This is a genomic window from Paramesorhizobium salinisoli, from assembly GCF_003335045.1.
GTDB classification, from domain to species: Bacteria; Pseudomonadota; Alphaproteobacteria; order Rhizobiales; family Rhizobiaceae; genus Paramesorhizobium; species Paramesorhizobium salinisoli.
The window spans coordinates 1-21,449 of the sequence record NZ_QOZG01000010.1; the positions used below are offsets into that span (position 1 = coordinate 1).

The window sequence follows — 21,449 nt, forward strand, 5'->3', positions numbered from 1 at the left end:
CGATAGCTGTTGAAACGCCAATCCCAAATCGGGCCGCTGCTGAGCGCGCCGACATGCCATCCCGTGACGCAGCCAGAACGCTACGAAGATCATCACTGAAAGCTCGCGTCATATTGCCTCCGACCAAATCACCAGTCGGGGCAATGGAACCAGAGTTCGGCCAACAAGGGAATCCTTAACGCGATTCCGCGTTCAGCGGACGTGCTCTAAATCGCTCATGAGAGGGTGTCATTTCGCCCCCAACCGGAAGCGCCCCTAACATGGCCTCGGCGAGCAGTTTCTTCAGCTTTGCGTTCTCATCCTCGAGCGCCTTCAGCTTGCGGGCATCGGATACGTCCATGCCGCCATACTTCGCCTTGTATTTGTAGGAGGTTGCATCCGAGATGCCGTGCTTGCGGCAGACATCCACTGTCTTCGCGTCAGCCTCCTGCTCCTTCAATATCCCGATGATCTGTTCTTCCGTGAACCGTGACCGCTTCATGCCGTCCGTCTCCTCAGTGTGACGGACTCTACCAAAATTGGGAGGAAGTTCAGAGTCTCAGGTCATTATTGGCGATCTTAACGCCCCGATCACACCTCGATATCGGCGGTTCTCTGTGATCCTCAAAATCGCAGTATGGCGGATATTCTTCCTGAGAAGTCATGTCCGGAGCGCGAAAGCGTGCCGCCGAGGCTGGCTCCCAAGGTGGTTCTGGTGCTGATGTCATAGTTCAAGCCGGCCTGAACCTTGAAGGCGTCGCGCTGGCCGATCCGGTTGCGAGTCTCGAAAACTGCATCGGGATAGCCGGCAAAGCTGGCGTCCTGTAGCAGTTCACCATTCAACAACGCATGATCCCAGCTTAGTTGCGCGGTGGCTTTTACTGCCGAACCCAACGGCAACGGTACAGTGAAAGTGCCGGTAATGCCGAGGCTGGAGCGAAGTGCATTGAAGTCGGCGCTGCCTAGACTCAGGCGGCCGGCGTTGCCCTGTTCGGTCAGGTCTGGACGGGTCAATCGCATGAAGTTCAGCGAGACGACCGGCCCGACGCTCGCCGTATCGCTGAGCGCAAAGCGGTAGCCGCCGCCAGCCGCCACCGTGGCGATCCATCCAGTCCAGTTGGCCTCGCCCCGGCCGCTGTAATCATTAAAATGCAAGCGGCGCGTCATGCTGGCATCCTCTATTCCCAGCCGGGCTTGGCCGAACAGCCAAACACCCGCCAGCGGATCCTCCGCATAGCGCGCATGCAAGCCGAGACCGAAGGCGTTGATCTCACCGTCGCCAGCGTTAGGTGCTTTGACATTCACGCTCTGATTGGTGAATGCGGCGTGCAAGCCCACCACGAGATCCGGATAGCCGGTCCTCCCCCGTTCCACGCCGAACACTAGCCCATAGCTCGATCCGTCATAGGCGCTGATGCCATTCTCGCGCTTTTGATTGGATCCGCTGCCAAACGGCATGGCAAAGGCGCGCCATCCGTCGTTGCCTTTCTGCAGGTCTGTGGCGGTGGGGATGCCCGTGGTGACAATTTCGGAAATCTGCTGTTCGCGATTGAGGGAACCGGCAATCATTGCGCTGTACCCGGCCGGCGACAACGGGCTCAAAGCTCGCGCAACCGTGCCGCCGTCGGCAGCCGAGAAATCGAGTGCGCTATATAAGGGCTGAATATCCGGTCTCGCTTGCGCCACGATCTTATCCAGAGCCCAGCCAACGGCTCGTGTATTGCCGTCACTACCATACTGGTTGTAGGCATCCGCCTTGCGCGCGACTGTCAGTTCATAACTATCATCCCCCTCTCGGGTCGCCAGCACTGTCAATGTCGGTGATGCGAGCTCGCCTGCCACCGTGCTGAAAGCGCCGCTGATCGAACCAGCTTGCAATGGGCGGATATTGCCGGTCTTCCAGCCATGGGCATACCAGCCTCGTACCGGCGTCAGCCCCAGCCGTCCGTCAAGCGCCGCATTGCCGCTGACGGTGAGGATGCCGGATACACCCTTGCTGTCTACGCCGATTAGCAACTGGCCGGTGCTGCCCTGAACATAATCACCCATAATATCGATGCGTCCGATGGAACCAGTGGAATTGCCCGGCGCGACGGTGCCGTTGTTGGCAAAGCCACCGCCGGCTTCGTGCAGCTTATAACTGCTATCACCGGCCAGTGTCGCCGCCTGCTCGACATTCGCGCCGTAGAGCTGGTGGCTGCCATTGAGGGTCGTCCAGCCGCCGCTGATAACGAGCGCCAGATTGGTGATGCCCTGGATGTCGTTATTGTAGACAAAGTTGAACCGGGGATCTGGCCCTCCGATCGCGACGCCGTTTTCGTCGGCCAGAAGCCCGAAGCTGAGCTTTGTCAGGCGCTTATTGCCATTGGCGTCCTTCTCATCATAGAGCGAGATGATTTCGCCCTCCAATTGCGCGCCGCGCAGGATATTGATGCGATTGACTAGCGCATTCGACGAGATGTAGATCGCCGCATGGCTGCCGGCCAACCGGCCGCTGATATCGACCTGATCCACCAGTGCGCCATTTAGCTCGTCTAAAATTTCGGCCGGCTGCCCCTCCAAAGTATGGATATAGGAGCCGCGATAATCAACGTCGTTTCCGACAATATTGTTACCAAAGTCAAAGCTGGCCGCGATGCCGCCTTCGCCCAGCGCCTGGGTGTTGCCGCGCTGGATGAAATCATGATCCTTGCCATAGGTGAACATCACGCCGCGGCCATTGAGCCCGTCGGCATGGATGCGCGTGTCCGGCAAGACGGTGAAGCTGTTGCCTTCACCATCAACGCGAACCCCGGCACCGCCGCCCCCTCTGGTCAAGAGATCGGCCCGCTGTACCACCATGTTGCGGCTGCCATACACATGCAGCCCGAGGCCAAGCATGGCGATGTTGTACTGGCCGGGGATATAAGTGGTCCCTTCCGCATTGCGCTGGAAGAAGCCATTGTCGTTGACCAGCGTCTTGCCGTCGCCGTAGATCGAATAACCATAGAAATTGCGCCGGTCAATCGTGTAGCCCATGTCCTGCATCGCGGCGAGCTCCGCTTCCATGAAAGTCGTATAGTTGCGATAGTCCTGATGGCTCATCAGGCTGTTTTTCAGCTCGCTATGGCTCATATAATTGTTATCAAGCCTTCCATCTTTGTACAGAGTTTTGACCGGAATGCCGGGCATTTCATCGGCGAGCACTTCGTTGACCTGATTGCCGGTGAAATAGCCCCGATCGTTACGAACATCGAAAGCGTTAGGATCATACGGATTACTACATTTTGAACACAAAACGGCTTGGCCGGGATTTCCAGGATTGCCATTGTCATCACGCAGATGCTCGGCCCAACTGCCGATTCTTCCGAAAAAATAAGGTGTGGCAACACCATAGCGATTGCCGATCGCACTCTGAATCCCGAGACCATGGGCCAACTCATGAAAGGCGACGGCGGCGAGATCTATCCCTCCGGAACGTGGGAGCTGTGACGGAACATAGGGTACTGTACCGTAGGGGAACTTTCCCAATATGAATTGAGCGTGAGCCCCCAAGACGAGCGGCCCGGGGTTTTTCCCTTCCAGCACTGCCTGAAGTTTAGTCGGACTGAATGCGGCGGAATAAGCAAATTCACTGATGCCTATTGCATTATCCGGTGCATCGAAAGTGGTGACATTGACGATTGCCGGCAGGTACCCCGGATGGGCTTTTATGATTTCAGCCCAATTCCCCATAGCAGCATGGATTTCCCGCTTTTGCAGTGCATCCAGGTTCCAGGTGGAATTCAGGATCCCCTCTGGATCGTCGGGAAGGCGGTCTTCCTTATCAAAAATGCGCACTTCAAAACCGGCGATACCATACGTATTGTAGACAATCTGGCTATCCAGTGCATATGCTGGAAATGCAGAAAAAGTAAACAATAAGCCAAGAATCCGTTTCATTCCATTTCTTTATTAAAGTTACCTATTTTCGCACAATAGGTTGCATCTCGAATCCAGCAGGGATTAATGATGTTCTGCAGCCAGACAACTAATACCAATTGTAGTAACGCCGATAACCATCATCCCTATGATAGTAATCCTCATGCCAAGGCCGGCGATAGCCTCTGTAGTTGCCGCCATAAGATTCCCGATGCCGTTCGGCTTTCCAGCGATCATACCGATCATGGGCCTTTCGCCTCTTTTTCTTCTCATGATCCGCAGCCACTGCGGCACCACCGATTGCCGCTGCTGCCACGCCAAGAGTGAGAAGTGCAGCAGTATTGTCGGATTTGCGGCGGCTGTTCTCGAAAACTTCACGGCGACAGCGATCATATTTGTACGTGCCGGGATACAAGCCTGAACGGAAGCAGGTGTTGTCTGCTTCATACACGGATTGTTCCGTAGTCTGGCAGCCGGAAAGGACGACAGCAAAAACGGTCGCGATAATGATCGTGCGCACAGGGTTTGTCAGGATCAGTCGCTTCGAGTCCTGATTTTCGACAATGAATGCCCGATCCATGAAAAATCCTCCTTGTTATCTCCGGCCTAAAATACCTAGGTTAAAAAGAATAAAAAGTGGCGCCAGCCCCCCTCGTATGTATCTGAAAAAAAGGCCGCATATGGGCGTCATACTTCAGGAAACGATGCTGTTTAACCGGACGATCCATGACAATATCGCCCTTGCCACGCCGGCGATGTCGAGGGAAGCGGTCATCGCCGTGGCGCGGCTTGCAGGAGCGGACGAGTTCATCGACAAACTGCCCCGCGGGTATGACACCTTGATCGAGGAGCGTGGTGCAAATCTCTCCCGCGGCCAGCGGCAACGGCTGGCAATCGCCCGAGCCCTGGCGGCCAATCCGCCGATCCTCATTCTCGACGAGGCGACCAGTGCCCTCGACTACGAGAGCGAACGGATCATCCTTGCCAGCATGCGTGAAATCGTTCGCGGACGCACGATGATCATCATCGCCCACAGGCTTGCCACAGACCGCCACTGCAATCGCATGCGTATCGCACATGGAAGAGCAACTGGCGCAAGGAGAATCCAGGCGCGTCGTTGTGGTGACTGCCCCCCGCGACGGAACGATTGCGGCGGTTTTCGCCCGAGCAGGGCAAATGGTGCCTGCGGGTAGTGAACTCGCTTCCATCCTGCCTACAGCCTGAGGGGCTCGCCCCGGTCGGCACGATGGATCAAAAGATCGACCGCGGCCGAGAGATAATCGGCAACATACTGGCCGATGGCGTGTGCCAAGTTGCGACACTCTGTGAGACCAAGAAATCCACGTTGGAACTCATAGCAAGCGTTTCGACAGAATGCAGCAAACGCCCCGCAATACCGGCATGGCGATGATCACGTTTAATGCAAAGGTCTATAATTCCAAAAATCCGCAGGGCTTTGCCTCCAACTTTCACGACACGGTGGTCAATGCCCATATGACCAATCAGAGTTTCATGTTGGAATACGAGATATCGGAAATGCGGCAACTGCTTGAAGTATGGTCTCCCGTTGAAGGTATCAGGAAAGCACTCATCCAAAAGCTGAACAATCTGGCCGAACTTTAGCTGATCGATCTGATGTTCGTTGATCGAAAGTATATTGTAGCCATTTGGCATTTTGTATTACTCACTCATAATGGACTGGATTTTTCCAGGGATTGAATCAGGGCGCGCTGTCGGTCCGACGTCAACAAATGAGACGCTGTCTATGGTTTCGTTGTGTAGAATTTGACTTATGGTTATTATCAACTGCTCCACTGACTATCCCCCTTTGATGGCTGCTGACCTCGTGTATGCGGGGTAACTTAAACACGCCCGAAAACCTAAATCGCTCATGAGAGCGCAGGATTTTGCTCTTGTCCTGACCCCACTATGGGACGTTCATGCACCGTGAAAGAGGACATGAACTCTATAAGTAGTTGAGCGGAGTTTCGTTTCCAGCCCTTGGTCCTCTGGCAAGACGCCGGCAGACTCAGACGCCTCGCCTGTTGCCCCAGAGCAGGACGTGTAGCTGCGGCAGCACGCGTGCCTCGAACCATTGATTGTCCGTCACTTTGCCGACCAGCCAGAGCATCTGGTCCATGATGCCGTCGATATCCACCTTTGCTGATTCGTCATCGGGCGGCGGCGGCGTGTGGTTACCGGGCTGGAGATAAACCGGAAAAGTTGGGTAGCGGGCGGCGGCGGCGCGGGCATAGGCGTAATCGCCGTCGTCAAAAACAACGATTTTCAGCGCGATCTGCGGCGCTTCCGCGGCCATGCGCAGACAAGCGTCAAACGCGTCCCAATCCGTTTCCATGCCGCTTGACGGGGGCTTTGGGCTCAGCACCAGAACGTCGAGATTGGCGAACCAGTCCCTTGCAACGCTGCCTTGGGTCTCCAGAGCGAAACGATAGCCCTCACGATGACCGCGCTCGATGAGCGCGCCTAGCGGCTGGATCGCTGGATTGCCGCCGGAGAGCGAAACCATCAGCGGCCTGGAACCGGAGAGCCGGGTCACCTCCCGCCAGATCTCGTCCACCGACATCGGGAGCCATTGATCTCGATATTCGCTCGCAACCGCATGGAGCGTATCGCACCATGAACAGCGATAGTCGCAGCCGCCGGTCCGGACGAAGACGGTGGGAAGGCCGATCAGTATGCCCTCCCCCTGGATCGTCGGTCCGAAGATCTCGCTGATGCGGATCTGTGTCTCGCCGGCGCTCATGGCCGGTATTCCGCCCAGGTCTTCGGCGTTTCGCTGACGCGCACGGCTGACGTTTCCGGCAGTCTCTCCTTGCACCAGTCGTAAAAATGTTTTGCCAGATATTCCGCCGTGACCCCATCATGCCCAAGAACATCGTTCAGGTGACGATGATCGAAGGCCTCATCGATATAGTGCTTGAGCGGCGCAAGCTCGTGGTAGTCGCGGACGAAGCCGTCGCTGTTAAGCGTGGCGGCCGAAAGCTCGACCTCGACGACGTAGTTGTGCCCGTGCAGGCGAGCGCATTGGTGTTCGGCCGGCAGATGCGCCAGCTGATGCGAAGCTGAGAAGTGAAATTCCTTGGTGATGCGGAACATTACTTCACCTCCTCAGCGGAAAAGCCGGCGGTGGCTACCACCCAGAAGTCCGGATCCTCGTAATCGGTCGGATCGTCGATCCCGGCAAGGTGAAACGCCTCGCGTCGCTCCACGCACGTTCCGCAACGACCGCAATGGCGCACGCCGCCCTTGTAGCACGACCAGGTCTCCCGCAAAGGGAGTACCGTTTTGCGCACCGTCGGCCACGATACCAGCCTTCAATATTTGAACGTAGGGCGCATAAAGCGAAACGCTGGCAAAGCCGTCGAGCGCCTGGTCCTGCATTGCCTGAAATGCATCGATGAAGCCGGGGCGACAATCGGGATAGATGAAATGATCGCCGCCATGCACGGCAACTCCAACGGCCTCGGCTTGCTGCGCGGCAAGCCCGAAGGCGATGGCCAGCATGATCGCGTTGCGGTTGGGGACGATGGTGGTTTTCATCGTCTCCTCGGCATAGTGCCCGTCCGGAACGGCGATATCGTCGGTCAGGGGCGAGCCGGTGAGATGGGCGCCGATATTCCTGATGTCGATGATCTGGTGGACAACGCCGAGCCGCCTGGCGCAGGCTGCGGCGAAATCCAGCTCCTTGCGATGCCACCGTCCGTAATTGAAGGAAAGAAGGCCGACGAGTTGATGTTCCACTGCCACCTTATGGGCGAGCGAAACGGAGTCCAATCCGCCGGAGCAGATGACGATGGCTTTCATACTGTGAGATCCCTTGTTTTGACCGGGTGGGCTGCGACCGGATTGCGGGATACCTTCTAAGACAAAGGTATCCCTTTGTGAAGAGAAGGCATGACGTGGCGGTTAGCTTGCAATAATTTGCGCGTCGTGTTTTCCAAAAGCCCTTCCTCCTCGATGATCCGCATGTTCTCGATTGCCGCAACGGGCCCGCTGGTACAGCCCCAAAGGTCGAAATATCGCGGAAATAGCTCATCGGATCATTCGCATCATCCTTGAACATCTCGAAGACCCGCTCGGTGGTAACGGTGCAGGAGATAGCCGCGTAGCCGGATGCCAGGCCTTTGCCATTGTCAGCGCCGTAATTTACACAACGCGTTACTACAAATAGAGCTTCTTGATGAAGACCGCGCACGGCTCGACAAGCGAAATGCCTATCTGGAAGGCGAACTGAAGCAGCTGGAGCAACTGCACACCATCTCCCTAAAAGAAATTGTCTTGCTCAAGCAATCGCTCGCCGCCAAAAGATAGTCGGGATTGCAGGCTCGGCCCTGGCGCCGATCGCAGGCGTAGTCGGCACCGGATCAAACCTCCTGTCCAAACTCTGTTTGCCCCTCACAAAGGCAAGCGGCTGTAAGCGGGCGAAAAGTCCCCTCCCCTGTCCCTTTTGAACCGAGAATCGCGCTTTTCTGGCTGGCCCTCAGCTCAAGCGTCCGGCGTAATCAGCTTCAGCGAAGGAAAATATGTGCGATACCGGCCGACGTCACGGGTGAGCAGTGGCAGTTCATTGACGGCCGCATGGGCGCCGATGAAGAAGTCGGGCAGCACGCCTGTCCGCGATCCACCTAACCTGCGATACTGCTTGAACACTTTTCCAGCCAGGAACAATGCCGCTCGTGGCATCGGAGCTATTGCGAGGCCAGCCTCATCGACAAACGCCTCGAGACTCTCGACGCGATCGTACCGAACCGCAAGCTCGGCGTAGACAACATCGTTGATCAACAACGGTCCTTTGAGGCTTGCCGCCTCAAGTTGCGCAATCGACCAATCCGCCCAGTTCGGATCGTCAGTGACAAGGTCGAGCAGAACGTTGGTGTCGACGAGGGTCACGCTTCGCCACGCGTCAGCGCCATGATCGCGTCGGTGTTGAGGCCCTTGCCGGCATGGCCGCGCAACTTCGCGAAGCGGCTCGCTGGCTGATTCTTATCAGTACGTGTAAGCACCACGCTGCCATCGGCGGCGCGGCGGAAATCAACCTTGCTCCCCGGAACAATCCCCAGCAGATCGCGGACCGGTTTTGGGATGGTCACTTGTCCCTTTGCTGTGACGGTGGTGGTCATGTTCGCTCCTTGGTAATACCCATTTTCCAGAAGGTATTACCTAACCGGACGGATTTCAATCCCTCGACTGTCAAGCTCGCCAAACCAACAGTGAGATGCCGAGGAACGATCGCCCGTATCTCTGTGTTTTCAAACTAGCCTCGCAATTTGCACTCTCTAAGTGCGCTCGAAATGGGCCGCTGACACAACAATCGAACCTCCCTTTGTCCACAGGGCCCGCTGTCCCTTGGCACTTCTGTGGTTGCCGCCCGTTTGGCAAGAAGTTTCTGACTTTTTTGACGTGTGATCGAGTGCGGTCTCCTGTCAGGCCTTTCGTTGCGGCGCTTGTAAAGGCCGCCGGCCGGTATCGTGATCTGCGGAGCGGGTCCAAATCTTAATCCCGAGCTTCCAGGCTCAAAGTACCAACTGGTTTTCCGTTCCCGATCGGTTCAATCATGCGCCCATTCAGGTCGTCGACTTCTCACACCTCTTTGCCAGTCCTGGTTATCCGCGGCAGTTTCCTTTCACGCCGCCATTGCCAGAGCTGGGTCTCGATAGTCTTCCTGCTTCGTCAGCATGGCCCATATTGTCCGAGCCATCTTGTTCGCCAGTGCGATCGCCACCAGCATGCGCGGCTTCTTCGCGAGCATCCGCGAAAGCCACGGTCCTTGTATTGGCGGTTTGCGACCCGCCCAGCTCAAGGCCTGCGCCCGATCCATGAAACTCTACGTTTCGTGAGCCTAAGCCTATCGGGGCTGTGGAGAATAAAAAGGGACACCATCACCCCTATTTCTTGCTACCAGCGCTTCTTTTTTGGAGGTGCATCGGGCCGTGAGGGTGACCGGCCATACACCTGGATCGATGCCACCTATCTGAAGGTCTACCGCGGCGGGCGTATCGTTTCCGTCATCGCTGTCGGCGTCAACAGCGACGGCCGGCGTGAGGTTCTGGGCATGGAAGTAGATCTCACCAACCGCTATAAAGAACTGTGCGCTCATACCGGATGACGCCGACCCGCGACAACAAGGGTGTCGCGCACGAGAACGGCTCGATCGAAAGTTTCCACGGCCATCTCAAGAACGCGGTCCGCGACGCACTCCTGATGCGCGGCACCAGAGACTTCAACGATCTCTGCTCCTACCTGTCTGGTTGCCTACGGCATAGCAGAAAGCAGGAGAAATACGGCAAATATCGCAAGGTGAACTGCGCCTTGCAGCACTGTGGTTCTGCCGGTTCCCAGGGTTATCGTGCTGACGAAAAGCGTCAAGATGAGCATTACGAGGTGTTCTGGGGTCAGACCCAGGATGATGTCCCGCCCGGAAATGATAGATATTGCCGCGACGACGGGAATGGTCATGCCAATGCTGGCAAGGGCTGACCCGAGAACGAGATTGACGCTGTTCTGAAGTCGATTCATCATCGCAGCTTTAACAGAGGCTATGCCTTCCGGGAGCAGGACGACCGCTGCAATGACTACGCCGACAACACCTTGGGGTAGACCGATCAATTCGACGGCACTGTCGAGTGGATACGCAAGCAGTTTGGCGAGCAAGACAACCGTCGCTAGCGCTAAAAGAAGCAGCCCCCCTGAAACTGACATACCGCCGAGCGGATGATTATGCTGGATCTCATGTGCATTATCATCCTCACCGACGGCACAATCCAGGAAATAGTCGCGATGGCGAATGGTTTGCACAAACAGAAACACGCCGTAGAGGGTCAGTGAGATAAAACCTACAATAGCGAGCTGTATTGGTGCAAACTGCTGTGCATTCCCTGCAATAACGAAATTGGGTAGCACGAGGGACAATGTCGTGAGCGTGCCGAGCACCGCCAAAGCCGCTGAGGCAGCATTCAGCTGAAACAACTGCTCGTAATGCCGTCGGCCACCGAACACGAGGCAAAGACCAATGATACCATTGAGCGTGATCATCAGCGCAGCAAAGACAGTATCTTTGGCGACCTCCTCATTTCCCTTCGCCCCCGAGAGCATGATGGATAAAATGACCGCAACTTCTATAATTGTTACGCAAATGGCGAGCAGGATCGCTCCGAAAGGCTCGCCGACGCACTCGGCAAGAACTTCCGCATGATGCACGGACGCGAAAACGGCACCGCCGAGGAGGACAACCGCTATCAGCGAGGTGATTGGCGAACTGTCAGGCAAGACATGCGCCAGTGTCAGTGCCGCCATTGCACAACCAAAGACTGGAATGATCCACGACCACAAAGGTACCTGAACGGTGCCGCGCAACGTTGATTTCACTTCTCTAATCCTTAACAAGACAAAATTCACTGATCCGCCTGCTCGCATCCTCAACGCCAATGGGCAGCGCCTTGTGATACGGGAGAGCTGTGGGCCGATTTCACGTGCCGCGCCTGTCTTTACCGGCTCGCATCTATCGGCAGCGTCTCTACCGCGTTGGTGGCGCCATTTTTTTGTTTCGTCACGATGGAACATAGTCACACCTTGGGTAGGATCATAAGTATTAATTGTATAATAATCATTCTGATCTTAATCACAAGTTTCTTTTAAAGTAAATATACCAGCAATCTTAATATTAACTTACTATAATAAAATATTATTCAATATAATTCTCTATATTTCAGAGCGCTTTACATTTATACCAAATATAATTGAGAACAGTTTTACATTTCTATTTGGATATAGCAGATTTATCGGGAGATAGTCTCTGTTCTAGTTTACATCTCATCAATTTTGACATTGCGATCACTCCATGCTGGGCCCTTGTTGGTGAAGCCTCCGGTGCCCGTCAAAGGAAGTTTCCTCATGCTGTCAATTTTGAGATGACATGGAAAAGAGCACACGCTGGCGATGATGTGACAGCATATCGGCGCGCTGGCTGGCCGCCGTTTTATGGCCCAGCCATCGCGCAACCACTGACGGCTGCTTTGCCGCAAAGCATTGCACTCAGCCGGGCCGGTGTTCCTCTCTCTGCCGTTGAATGACAGGGCAAACAAACCCTACGGCGGTCCGGCAATCGCACGAACCATAGGGTTCTTGCCTCTTGGGACGCGGTAAACACGGTCTTACCAAAGGCGGCTTCATTGAATCGGCGTTCTATAATCTCCCGAAAACGGCAAGCACAATTGTCCATGTAAAATAGGGGCTATGGCGCCCCTTTTTTGTTCCCTCTGCCAACTGATATGCTGGGTGCCATTATTTGTTGATCTGGTTCGCAAAGCCTATGCTCCGGAAACCGGGCACAGGGAAAGAAATCTTGAAGCGCGGAGGCGGATGAAACGATGACGAGCCGTTCAAAAAATCCAACCAATCGGAAGTCGATGAGCACGGTGTCGAATGCCCAAACCCGCAACTGGACGGATGAAGAAGTCGCGGAAGCGGTGGAATATCTGAAAAGGCGGCGGCCTGAAGTGTGGGCCGAATTGGAACTGCTTGAAATGACCGCAGGTGATCTGTGCGGCTCTGAAGCAGGGGGATTGGAGTTCGCTACGCTCACCGTTCTTCATTCCGAGTGTAAATCTTATGAAATTGCCCAGCTTGAAAGCAAGGTTCGTGATGTCCGGCGCGCGCAGCTGGGCCTGAAGTAATTTTCCAGGAGGAGGTTGTGATGCCAAAACCTTTAATTTTTTGCCATAGTTCGCTGGTCTATGCCTGGACGGCCGGCGGGCAGGCTCTTCTGAACAAGTTCGCTGCTTATGCCAAGGCTGCTGGCTATGAGCTGGTTATTACTGATGGTATTCGCCGTGAACTAGACAGCGACCCTCAAGGGGTAGAGCTCGGCAAATGGCTCGATGCTCGTGGTATCAAATCAAGGACGACATTCGAATTTCCAAAAAGACTAAAGAAGGCTGGCCTCTCCACAAACCATTACAATACGGCCGGCGCCGGGCACCGCTCGATATCGGAATGTGCAAAGACGACGAAGGAGGCTGACGCTTATCGGGAAGAACGCGAGCTTATCCAACGCACCCCTTCAGTACGCCGCTTGCAGTAGTAACAGCCTCGGCAGATCAACATCGATGGAAGGCCGGAATGCTCTATGATCTGGCCCGCTACAACGCCTTCCTGGGTCGTATCCCCACAGGTGGTGCCGAGCGGCTGATGGAGGTGTGTGCCGCCACCGGTGCCGGCTATGGCGAGAAGAACCCGCTGCGGACGGCCCACGCAACGGCTACTGCGAGCGGGATTGGGAGACGCGCGCCGGAACCGTCGGGCTGCGCATTCCGAAGCTCAGGAAGAGCTCTTACTTTCCGGGCTTCCTGGACCGCGGCGCATGGCCGAGAACAGATCCCGAAGCGAACCGCACACGTATAGTTCCAGCTGATCGTGTTCTTTACGGCCGAGCATCGTGGAAGCTCCAGAGATCAACGACTACTCAATTGAATCAGATATCTAGAACTTCTTCAACGGCCCCCGGGTCCACTTCATGCGCAACGTTCTCGCCCACGCCGGCAAGAGCGATCGCCGTGTCGTCTCCGCCCTCATCGCCACCGCCTTCGCCAAGAGACGACGGAAGCCGCAAGCGCCCAATGGCGCGCCGTCGCCGACCAGATCCGGCCGAAGGTGCCCAAGCTCGCCGTCATCATGGGTGATGCCGAAGAAGACGTTCTCGCCTACATGACCTTCCCGAAGGAGCACCGTGCCAAGCTGCACTCGACCAACCCGATCGAGCGCCTCAACGGCGAAATCAAGCGCAGGACCGAGGTTGTCGGCATCTTCCCCAATGATGACGCCATCGTCCGCGTCGTCGGCGCGATCCTGCTCGAGCAGAACGACGAATGGGCTGTGCAGCCAGCCTATACCACTCCCTGGGACATGATCCCTTCCTGCGGTGTCAATACACGGCTTTAGCCTCGCGACTACTGCAATCCTGGCCGTTCTGCAGGTCCAACTGAATTGGAAACGGATGACGGGTTGCCCGTCATTGAACTGACCAGTGATGGAACGGCAGGACCAACTGCAAGTGGGGAAATTTGACGTAGCCGGTACCCTTTTGGTATCCGCATTCCTTTTCCGAGGCGGTGCGGCAGCTCGAACCATCCGAGGTCGCTGATCGGGCCTATCACGTGGAAGGAAGCGTTCAGCCACTTCTACGCGGATTGCCCAGTGCTGAAGGCAGCTTATCCATCGGGACGGCTTGCCACCTGCAAGTTGGTCACCAAGGCCATCGGAGTGCCTTGAGCTTCTTGGCGTCGCGACAGCGTAGCGAATGTAAGGTTCGTTGGTTTGGCAGCGTTCGACCTCAGCCCTTGTCATCCCCGCTGGCGTTTAACGTCGCCATTGGGTGACATTACATAAAAGTTCAAACCCATCGCAACACCAAGGTTGCCAGGCACTTGCTGGTGCAGCTTCTGAAAGTGCACGCAGCACCGGTTCCAGGCTCAGCCCGAGTTCCGTGGCTGAGTAATGCACGCGGCGGAACCTGACGGAACACCTCCCGATGAACAAGGCCATGTTCCTCCATCTCACGAAGCTGCTGGACCAGAACTTTCTGACTGATCTCCGGCATCATGCGGCGCGGTTCCGAGAGACGCTTGGGGCGATCGAACAGGCATTTATGATTCCCTTGATCTGAACAACGGATTGAGGTGAACGACGTCTCGGCGGCAGATTGGTCAGGAGACTTTCGGTTTTGAAGTTGGCGGTAGCGACCGCCGCTCGTCGCTGGACGATCTTTGCGGCCTCATAGACTGGGCACCGATCGAACATTGTCTGTCGGTGATCTCCTGCGCGGCCAAGCGGGCTCGCCCTTGGCCGCCGCTGGCGCTGTTTAAGGCCATGCTGATTTCGGTCTGGTACGATCTGTCGGACGTAAACCTTGCCGAGGCGCTGGATGACCGGGCCACCTTCCGACGGTTCTGCGGGTTTTCCGCGTCGGAGCCAACACCGGAACGCAGGCCTTTGTCCGTTTTCGCAAAGCCCTTGTGACGCATGGGCTGGACCAATCCCTTTTCCAGGCGATCACCGACCAGCTCAAGACGAGAGCGATCAAGGTCAAAACCGGCACTTTTGTGGACGCGACGATCATCAGGTCGGCCAGCCAGGAAGACGGCGATGCGCATTGGCTTCAAGGCCCAATGTCGGCGCCGACGCCGACACGGCACTGGTGGAGCAGATCGCCGTGACCCCCGCCAATTTCAACGACGGCAGGGCCGGCCCCGAGGCGCTGCCGGACAATCCCGGCAAGGTCTTTGCCGACAGCGCCTATCGGGAAAGCCATTTCGGCGATGCCGTTCGCGCCAAGGGCGGCCGCCCGCGCATTGTCGCCACTGGCATGTGGGAGCGCATCAAGCCGAGACGCAGGCCCGTCTGAAGGCCTGGACCAGCCCATTCACCGATAAGAGGTCGGATCGAGAAGATCTTCGGAACCTGGAAGCGAAGCTATGGCCTTCGTCGCATGCGGTGGCGAGGATTGGCCAAGGCCGCCCTCCAGGTTCATCTCACCGCTATCGCCTACAACCTCAAACGCGGTCTGACGATCATTGCGGCAGCGTGACGATTGCCACGACCACCGGTGAAGGCCGCTACCTTTCTGGCCGTGCGCGGACCCCCAGCGTCCACTGCCTCAAACGCCGCAGCCCTGCCGAAACCTCTCAATATAAATCAGAAGCGCTACCCGCGCAGAGGTCTCATAAAGAATGATCGCCTTCCATCGACCCGATATCACTCCGCTCTGAACCCATCGGAAGCCCGCGGAAGTGGGTAGTTTAATGCATCTCGAAAACCTAAAATTGCTCATGGGAGACTTACATATCGCCCCCTACCGGACCTCTTGTTTCACGCCGGTTGGAAGTCCCAGTCCACCGGCATATCCGAAGATTCTATATGATGCGATCGTGCTTCACGCGAATTGGGTCATCATTAGGTCGAGGAATGCGAGCATCACCTGCCAACTCGCGACCCATACCCACGCCTTTCTTTAGTGAACCAAGTTCATTTGGCGTGCCTTTTAAGCTGCTACAAGGCAGTTTAGTCGCGTGCCAGCGCCACGACAGGATCGAGTTTCGATGCATTGCGGGCGGGGATGAAGCCGAAGCCGATGCCAATTAGGCTCGAACACATCAGTGCCACGACAATGGAAAACGGCGAGTAGATGAGCTGGAACCTAGTGCTGAATTCGGCAAACAACACGCCGAACCCGGCGGCAATCAGCACGCCGAGCACACCACCGATTAGGCAGACCAGCGCCGCCTCGATGAGGAATTGTTGCAGGATATCGCTCTGACGCGCGCCGATGGCCATGCGCACGCCGATCTCGTTAATCCGCTCGGAGACTGCAACAAGCATGATATTCATCACGCCGATACCGCCAACGAACAACGATATGCCGGCAATGGAAGCGACAAGCAGGGCAAGGGTTGCCGTTGTCGCCTGAACGGTTTTCTGAAAAGTACCGGAATTGAAGATGAAGAAATCCTGCTCACCATGACGCTTCGTCAGAAATGCCGTTACCATCGTCTCGGCCTCAGCGGAATCCACCGTATCCTTGACACGCACCATGATGGATTCCAGCAAGCGCGATCCGGTCATCCGTGTCTGTACGGTCGTATATGGCAGAAACACTTTGAGCTCCGGCGCCCCTCCCATGCCCTGTTCCTCGGCCTTGACGACACCGACGATACGCATGGGAACGTCTTTCAAAAGGACAATCTTGCCGATGACGGACCCATGCTCGTGCGGGAAGAGGCTCTTTTTCGCGTTCTCGTCAATGACTGCATCCTGCGCCATATCATTAACGCCCTGCTTGTCGAAAAAGCGACCTTCCAGAAGCTTGCTGTTGCGAGTGGCAAAATACTGATAGCCAACGCCGCTTACCGTCACGCTGACTTCCTTGTCGTCCACCCGCACCGTCGATGTGGTTGAATTTGCAGGCGTGGCGGTCATCACATAAGGCAGCTTCGCAAGCTCGTTTGCGTCGCCGACCGTCAGCGTGGTGATCTGTGCCGCGTTGAGATCACCGTATCCTCGGCCTGGCCGGACATAGAGGGTGTTGGTGCCGAGGTTGCTTATCTGGTCGAGAATTCGTTTCTGGGAGCCCTGCCCCAGCGCCACCACGCAAACCACCGACGCCGTACCGATGATGATGCCCAACATCGTCAGAAATGTCCGCATGCGATGGGCATTCATGGAACGCAGGGCCATAGCAAACGCTTCATTAAAACGATCGCGGATCCCGCTGAACAGTTTCGGCCTTTGCGGCCTGCTACCCACAACACCATCATTTACCGAAGGATCATCGCCGCCAGCGTGATTTCGCGCGTCGGCAATGATCTCGCCGTCTCTGATCTCGATGATGCGCTGGGCACGCGCCGCAACATTGCGATCATGGGTGACGATGATGATCGTATGGCCTTCGCGGTTCAACTCCTGAAGAATGTCGAGGACTTCTTCGCCGCTATGGCTGTCGAGCGCTCCGGTGGGCTCATCGGCGAGAATGACATCGGCATCGTTGATCAGTGCACGCGCAATTGAAACACGCTGCTGCTGACCGCCCGAAAGCTGGCCCGGCCGGTGGTGCATCCGCTCGCCCATGCCGAGACGCTGCAAAATGGCTTCGGCCTTTTCGCGTCGCTCGTCGCGGTGCTGCCCGGCATAAATGGCAGGAATTTCGACATTACCCACCGCGTCCAGTTCGTTCAGCAGATGGTAGCGCTGGAAAATAAAGCCAAAATGCTCGCGCCGCAGTTCCGCCAGTTCGTCGGCCTCGAGCTCGGAGGTCGAGCGTCCCGAGATCCGATATTCCCCTTGGGAAGGCCGGTCGAGACATCCGAGAATGTTCATCAGCGTGGATTTGCCGGAGCCGGAAGCACCGATGATGGCCACCATCTCCCCGCGATGAATGGTGAGATCGATATCGTGAAGAACCGTCGTAAAATCATCACCCGACTGGTACCGCCGGATGATGCCTTTGAGAACAATCAGGGGAGCTTCGCTCATGTCACACATCAGTGGCGGCCGGAGCGGGCGTTTGATTGTCGGTTACAATCTTGTCGCCCTCCTTCAAGCCCGAACGGATTTCGATATTGATCTTATCGGTGATGCCGGTCTCGACCGTCCTTTCCTCTATGGTGCCGTTACCTGTGACGATGCGAACGGTGGCCTTGTCGGGCGCATCCGATGCTTTCAGCGCGGATACCGGAGCCAGAAGCAGGTTCGTGGCCTTGGCGAGAATGATATGAACTTCGGTCGTCATATAGGTTCTGAGCAACCCGTCGGGGTTCGGAACACTGAATATCCCCTTGTAGTAGACAGCCGAGGCCGAAGGCGTCCTCCCGTTCGCTTGAGAAGCACCACTGCCGGAACTGAAGCTCTTGTCATTGACGATGGAATCCGGCGCAGGCTGGATTTTTTCAAGCCTCGCTTCGTAGGGCTTGGAGGTCTGGCCCGAGATAATGAAGTAGAGCGGTAAACCTTCATGCACCTGCGTGATATCCGCCTCGGAAATGTCCGCCTCCACGGTCATTTCATCCAGTTGCCCCAGGATTGCGATCGTGGGCGCGCTTTGTTGTGCGTTGACCGTCTGACCTTCCTGAACCACCGTGGCAAGGACGGTTCCATCAATGGGAGCCGTAATGCGCGTATAGGTGAGGTTGGTTTCGGCAATCTGCACATCGACCTTTGAGGCGGCGATCAGTGCCTCGCTGTTGGCAAGCTGTGCCCGCCTTACCTTCAGCGTGGCGGCCGTTTTTTCATATTCGGATCTGGCGACGGCGTTGTTGCCGATCATCATCTGATTGCGGGCAAGGTCCTGCTTTGCAAGTTCCAGATTCGCTATGTTCTCATCGCGACTGGCCTCGTTTTGCCGCAAGGTCGCTTGCATCTTGTTAAGCTCGTTTTGCTGATTGACCGAGTCGATGAGGGCCACGACGTCACCCGCCTTGATCTTCTGTCCGGGCTTCACCTTGAGGGATAGGATTCGGCCCGTCGCCTGCGCGCCGATGGCGACAAGCCTTTTCGGCCTCAGGGTCCCTGTCGCGAGCACCGAGCTTTCTATGTCGCCACGCCGTATGGTCGTCGTGCTCGGAAGCGGCGCCTCCTGTGCCCAGTGGCGAACAATCAAAAGGGCTCCGATCAGCAGCACCGTCAGAACGATGAGCCAAAGACGCCAGCGGTAACGCTTCAACCTGGATTTCATGACGGCCTCGTATCTGCCACCGGCGGGGCCGGTATAGCTCGTTTTACGAAATGCGGCCCGGTGTAGCCGTCGGCAACTTCCGGTTTGCCGACTTCGATGCGACCATTCCAACCGCCGCCGAGAGCTTTCTGCAAATCAATGTAACTGAGGACGAGGTCCGTCCTGGTCTGGGCAAGGCTAGTTTCCGCGCTGAGGAGGTCTCTTTGCGCGGTCAGCACATCGATAAAACTCTTCGTGCCAGCCCTGTACTGATCGAGAGTCAGTTCATTGATATTGCGGCTGTTGCTCACGATCCGCTGCTGTTGCGTGACGCGCAAGCGGTTCTGATTGAGCGATACGCTGGCACTTTCGACCTCGCTCAGCGCCGTCAGAACGGCCTTGCGATAGGCGATGAATGACTGATCGCGGGCCGCCCTGGCTGCTTCAACCTCGGCATTCAGCTTGCCGTTGTTGAAAACTGGCACGCTGAGGCTTGGACCGAAACTCCATCCGATCGTCGACAGCCTTGCCAGATCCCCGATCTTCGCGCCGCCCGTATTGATGTCGCCGCTCAGCGAAATCCTGGGATAAAGGTCTGCCTGTTTCTGTCCAATGCTGGCCGTCGAGCTCGCAGATTCACGTTCGGCTGCGCGAATATCCGGCCTGCACAAGAGCAGATCGGCAGGCACGCCCGACGAGACCTTGCGCGGGACGGAGGGGATGGGGCGGGTTTTGTCGAGCGTCGCCGCAAGCGTAGACGAAGAGCGGCCCGTCAGAACGGAAAGCTTATTGAGGTAAGTCGCATAGTTGATCCGCAGACCGGGTATCTGAGCTTCCGTGGATGCCGCCTGCGTTTCAGCACCGAGAAGATTCACCTCCGATATATGACCGGCCTGAAGCTGGCTGCGCGTCAGCGCGACTGTCTGGCGCTGCGATGCCGCGTTACGCTGCGCAATGGCGATATTTGCTTGCACACCACGCAACTGCACATAATTCGTCGCGATGTCGCCGATCAGTATGACGAGCGCCCCGCGAAGATGTTCATTCGCCGCCTCCATATTGTAATAGGCGGTTTCAACACCCCGATAATTGGCGCCGAACAGATCGAACTCCCACTGGGTCTTAAAGCCCAAGCTCGACTGGCTGGATGCATTCGTGGAACCACTATCGGAACGCGTATAGCTTCCACTGCCGTCCAGCGACGGATAGAGGGCGCCCCCTGCGGAAGCATAATTGGCCCTCGCTTGCCGTACCTTTGCCTTCGCCGTTGCGACATCGGGACTCGCACCAATGCCATCGGCGATCAATTGATCCAGTACAGGATCGTGGAGATTCTTCCACCAGCCGCCAAGACGCGGAGCCTCGGTACTAGTTTTACTATTCCATTTGGGCGGCGTCAGCACCACAGGTTTCTGATAATCGGGACCAACGACCATGCATGCCGTCGTCAAGAACAGAACGGCCGTGAGGACTGCCAGGCGGGACAGAAATTTTGTCAAAGATAGGTTCTGAAATACCGGTGAAGCATCACGCGTTAAGAGACAGGCGAGCGAAGGCAACGATGAACCGGCGCGGGGGGGCGCTTCGCTCCTCATCGGCTCGTGAAGGTGACATGACGAGTTGGGCGCAACCCAGGGCCAGGCCGCGTGCTACCTGATATTAGTACTATTCGCGGGCGGTTCAGGGGGGTTACAGACATTCTAGAACTAGCAAGGCTCATCATAAAAGCAACCGATGTTGCGCCGCCCCGCCCAAATAGAGTTCTTCCATTACTTACTCCGGTATTACAAATTGGGAGCTGACGCCGTTAACGGATGCGATTGCTGCATCATCTGATATTGGCCAGAGATCTAAGATCTCTTAATATACCTATTACAATGGCAACGCTTTTATAAGCGAAGCCGCTCGCATAGACCGTCACCAGATGCTGATGATACAGCCGCCAACAGCTCCTGTTGGCTTCATATGATAATTAAGGAAATGTGAGCTGAAAAACAGGGATGATGTCCCCCCTATTTTTCACTGCAAACAATCGCCAGCCTGCGAAAGACATTTTCACGCTCTGCGCTGCGCCGGCTGTGACAAGCCAGACTCAAAAAAGGCGAAGCGGCCCTCAAATTCAATCGCGCCGTATAGCACGACGATCAGGATGAGACGGCGTATTGCCTCGCCCAAGAGTGTTCCCAAAGAACAATGCCGTTGCCTCACTCGGATGTTCTCGATTGCCTCACTGATTGTTCCCGAGATTTAGCCTCTGCCGATCCTGGTTCGGGGATGATCTCACTGCACGACCTCTACAATTTCCGTCCGCGCGGCATCGGCGAATGGCCCGAACCCCAACGCATTAGCT

At 56.3% G+C, this 21,449-nt stretch carries 15 protein-coding genes and 10 pseudogenes; 9 read left to right on the forward strand and 16 right to left on the reverse strand.

The window, feature by feature from the left end; translation table 11 throughout:
- The 4 genes and pseudogenes from DUT91_RS20045 to DUT91_RS20060 form a co-directional block, all read right to left on the reverse strand.
- A pseudogene (locus DUT91_RS20045) lies at nucleotides 1–112 on the reverse strand (IS630 family transposase); the annotation flags it as partial.
- Nucleotides 113–256: 144 nt separating this feature from the next.
- Nucleotides 257–481, reverse strand: a pseudogene (locus DUT91_RS20050) (transposase); the annotation flags it as partial.
- Between the two features lie 122 nt (nucleotides 482–603).
- Complete coding sequence (locus tag DUT91_RS20055; RefSeq protein WP_114442284.1) at nucleotides 604–3,900, reverse strand: autotransporter outer membrane beta-barrel domain-containing protein; 3,297 nt, start codon at nucleotides 3,898–3,900, stop codon at nucleotides 604–606.
- A gap of 88 nt (nucleotides 3,901–3,988) precedes the next feature.
- Nucleotides 3,989–4,459, reverse strand: a complete 471-nt coding sequence (locus DUT91_RS20060) for a hypothetical protein (protein ID WP_114442285.1) — start codon at nucleotides 4,457–4,459, stop codon at nucleotides 3,989–3,991.
- 91 nt (nucleotides 4,460–4,550) lie between these two features.
- On the opposite strand from DUT91_RS20060, the pseudogene DUT91_RS20065 reads away from it, so the two are divergent.
- Nucleotides 4,551–4,946 (forward strand): annotated as a pseudogene (locus DUT91_RS20065) (ATP-binding cassette domain-containing protein); the annotation flags it as partial.
- Nucleotides 4,947–5,235: 289 nt separating this feature from the next.
- Here the strand turns inward: DUT91_RS20065 and DUT91_RS27510 are convergent.
- The 7 genes and pseudogenes from DUT91_RS27510 to DUT91_RS20105 all read right to left on the reverse strand — a co-directional run.
- Nucleotides 5,236–5,553 (reverse strand): annotated as a pseudogene (locus DUT91_RS27510) (GNAT family N-acetyltransferase); the annotation flags it as partial.
- Nucleotides 5,554–5,908: 355 nt separating this feature from the next.
- Nucleotides 5,909–6,643 (reverse strand): 7-carboxy-7-deazaguanine synthase QueE, encoded by a 735-nt coding sequence (gene queE, locus DUT91_RS20075; RefSeq protein WP_114442287.1) that lies wholly within the window; start codon nucleotides 6,641–6,643, stop codon nucleotides 5,909–5,911.
- A complete protein-coding gene (gene queD / locus DUT91_RS20080) occupies nucleotides 6,640–6,996 on the reverse strand; it encodes a 6-carboxytetrahydropterin synthase QueD (RefSeq protein ID WP_114442288.1) in 357 nt (118 codons plus the stop codon). Before queD ends, queE begins: the two co-directional genes overlap by 4 nt.
- Nucleotides 6,996–7,704: pseudogene (queC, locus tag DUT91_RS20085) on the reverse strand (7-cyano-7-deazaguanine synthase QueC). Before queC ends, queD begins: the two are co-directional and overlap by 1 nt.
- A gap of 681 nt (nucleotides 7,705–8,385) precedes the next feature.
- Entirely contained in the window at nucleotides 8,386–8,790 is a 405-nt protein-coding gene (locus DUT91_RS20095) for a type II toxin-antitoxin system VapC family toxin (protein ID WP_114442289.1), read from the reverse strand.
- Nucleotides 8,787–9,020 (reverse strand): AbrB/MazE/SpoVT family DNA-binding domain-containing protein, encoded by a 234-nt coding sequence (locus tag DUT91_RS20100; protein WP_114442290.1) that lies wholly within the window; start codon nucleotides 9,018–9,020, stop codon nucleotides 8,787–8,789. Before DUT91_RS20100 ends, DUT91_RS20095 begins: the two co-directional genes overlap by 4 nt.
- Nucleotides 9,021–9,523: 503 nt before the next feature.
- Nucleotides 9,524–9,685 (reverse strand): annotated as a pseudogene (locus DUT91_RS20105) (IS110 family RNA-guided transposase); the annotation flags it as partial.
- A gap of 147 nt (nucleotides 9,686–9,832) precedes the next feature.
- Between DUT91_RS20105 and DUT91_RS27515 the strand changes: the two are divergent.
- Nucleotides 9,833–9,961 (forward strand): annotated as a pseudogene (locus DUT91_RS27515) (transposase); the annotation flags it as partial.
- A 191-nt stretch (nucleotides 9,962–10,152) separates the two neighbouring features.
- Here the strand turns inward: DUT91_RS27515 and DUT91_RS20115 are convergent.
- On the reverse strand, nucleotides 10,153–11,193 hold the full coding sequence (locus DUT91_RS20115) for a calcium:cation antiporter (protein WP_245419846.1): 1,041 nt from the start codon (nucleotides 11,191–11,193) through the stop codon (nucleotides 10,153–10,155).
- 1,073 nt (nucleotides 11,194–12,266) lie between these two features.
- Between DUT91_RS20115 and DUT91_RS20120 the strand changes: the two genes are divergently transcribed.
- The 4 genes and pseudogenes from DUT91_RS20120 to DUT91_RS20135 form a co-directional block, all read left to right on the forward strand.
- Entirely contained in the window at nucleotides 12,267–12,572 is a 306-nt protein-coding gene (locus DUT91_RS20120) for a hypothetical protein (RefSeq protein ID WP_114442292.1), read from the forward strand.
- Between the two features lie 20 nt (nucleotides 12,573–12,592).
- Nucleotides 12,593–12,979, forward strand: a complete 387-nt coding sequence (locus DUT91_RS20125) for a hypothetical protein (RefSeq protein ID WP_114442293.1) — start codon at nucleotides 12,593–12,595, stop codon at nucleotides 12,977–12,979.
- Between the two features lie 95 nt (nucleotides 12,980–13,074).
- Nucleotides 13,075–13,244: pseudogene (locus tag DUT91_RS20130) on the forward strand (transposase); the annotation flags it as partial.
- A 155-nt stretch (nucleotides 13,245–13,399) separates the two neighbouring features.
- Nucleotides 13,400–13,836, forward strand: a pseudogene (locus DUT91_RS20135) (transposase); the annotation flags it as partial.
- 498 nt (nucleotides 13,837–14,334) lie between these two features.
- Here DUT91_RS20135 and DUT91_RS20140 read toward each other — a convergent pair.
- Nucleotides 14,335–14,536 (reverse strand): annotated as a pseudogene (locus tag DUT91_RS20140) (winged helix-turn-helix transcriptional regulator); the annotation flags it as partial.
- A 161-nt stretch (nucleotides 14,537–14,697) separates the two neighbouring features.
- Here DUT91_RS20140 and DUT91_RS27520 point away from each other — a divergent pair.
- The 3 genes from DUT91_RS27520 to DUT91_RS27525 all read left to right on the forward strand — a co-directional run bounded on the left by DUT91_RS27520 (nucleotide 14,698) and on the right by DUT91_RS27525 (nucleotide 15,481).
- A complete protein-coding gene (locus DUT91_RS27520; RefSeq protein ID WP_483466844.1) occupies nucleotides 14,698–14,913 on the forward strand; it encodes a transposase in 216 nt (71 codons plus the stop codon).
- 133 nt (nucleotides 14,914–15,046) lie between these two features.
- Nucleotides 15,047–15,298, forward strand: coding sequence for a transposase (locus tag DUT91_RS20150; protein ID WP_114442295.1), 252 nt, complete (start codon nucleotides 15,047–15,049; stop codon nucleotides 15,296–15,298).
- A 45-nt stretch (nucleotides 15,299–15,343) separates the two neighbouring features.
- Nucleotides 15,344–15,481 (forward strand): transposase, encoded by a 138-nt coding sequence (locus DUT91_RS27525; protein ID WP_425373824.1) that lies wholly within the window; start codon nucleotides 15,344–15,346, stop codon nucleotides 15,479–15,481.
- A 473-nt stretch (nucleotides 15,482–15,954) separates the two neighbouring features.
- Here the strand turns inward: DUT91_RS27525 and DUT91_RS20160 are convergent, their stop codons facing one another.
- The 3 genes from DUT91_RS20160 to DUT91_RS20170 are packed head-to-tail and all read right to left on the reverse strand — an operon-like array spanning nucleotide 15,955 to nucleotide 20,658.
- Entirely contained in the window at nucleotides 15,955–17,922 is a 1,968-nt protein-coding gene (locus DUT91_RS20160; protein WP_114442297.1) for a MacB family efflux pump subunit, read from the reverse strand.
- A 1-nt stretch (nucleotide 17,923) separates the two neighbouring features.
- Nucleotides 17,924–19,120: an efflux RND transporter periplasmic adaptor subunit gene (locus tag DUT91_RS20165; RefSeq protein ID WP_114442298.1), complete on the reverse strand. Its 1,197-nt coding sequence runs from the start codon at nucleotides 19,118–19,120 to the stop codon at nucleotides 17,924–17,926.
- The gene (locus DUT91_RS20170) at nucleotides 19,117–20,658 is read right to left on the reverse strand and encodes an efflux transporter outer membrane subunit (protein ID WP_342634466.1); all 1,542 of its coding nucleotides are present in this window, start codon (nucleotides 20,656–20,658) and stop codon (nucleotides 19,117–19,119) included. The genes DUT91_RS20165 and DUT91_RS20170 overlap by 4 nt, the downstream gene beginning before the upstream one ends.
- Nucleotides 20,659–21,449 lie beyond the last annotated feature (791 nt).

What these genes read in the sequence shown, in the direction of transcription:
- DUT91_RS20055 (WP_114442284.1), bottom strand. Translation starts at nt 3,900, where the DNA reads ATGAAACGGATTCTTGGCTTATTGTTTACTTTTTCTGCATTTCCAGCA.
- DUT91_RS20060 (WP_114442285.1), bottom strand. Translation starts at nt 4,459, where the DNA reads ATGGATCGGGCATTCATTGTCGAAAATCAGGACTCGAAGCGACTGATC.
- queE (WP_114442287.1), bottom strand. Translation starts at nt 6,643, where the DNA reads ATGAGCGCCGGCGAGACACAGATCCGCATCAGCGAGATCTTCGGACCG.
- queD (WP_114442288.1), bottom strand. Translation starts at nt 6,996, where the DNA reads ATGTTCCGCATCACCAAGGAATTTCACTTCTCAGCTTCGCATCAGCTG.
- DUT91_RS20100 (WP_114442290.1), bottom strand. Translation starts at nt 9,020, where the DNA reads ATGACCACCACCGTCACAGCAAAGGGACAAGTGACCATCCCAAAACCG.
- DUT91_RS20115 (WP_245419846.1), bottom strand. Translation starts at nt 11,193, where the DNA reads ATGGCGGCACTGACACTGGCGCATGTCTTGCCTGACAGTTCGCCAATC.
- DUT91_RS20120 (WP_114442292.1), top strand. Translation starts at nt 12,267, where the DNA reads ATGACGAGCCGTTCAAAAAATCCAACCAATCGGAAGTCGATGAGCACG.
- DUT91_RS20125 (WP_114442293.1), top strand. Translation starts at nt 12,593, where the DNA reads ATGCCAAAACCTTTAATTTTTTGCCATAGTTCGCTGGTCTATGCCTGG.
- DUT91_RS20160 (WP_114442297.1), bottom strand. Translation starts at nt 17,922, where the DNA reads ATGAGCGAAGCTCCCCTGATTGTTCTCAAAGGCATCATCCGGCGGTAC.
- DUT91_RS20165 (WP_114442298.1), bottom strand. Translation starts at nt 19,120, where the DNA reads ATGAAATCCAGGTTGAAGCGTTACCGCTGGCGTCTTTGGCTCATCGTT.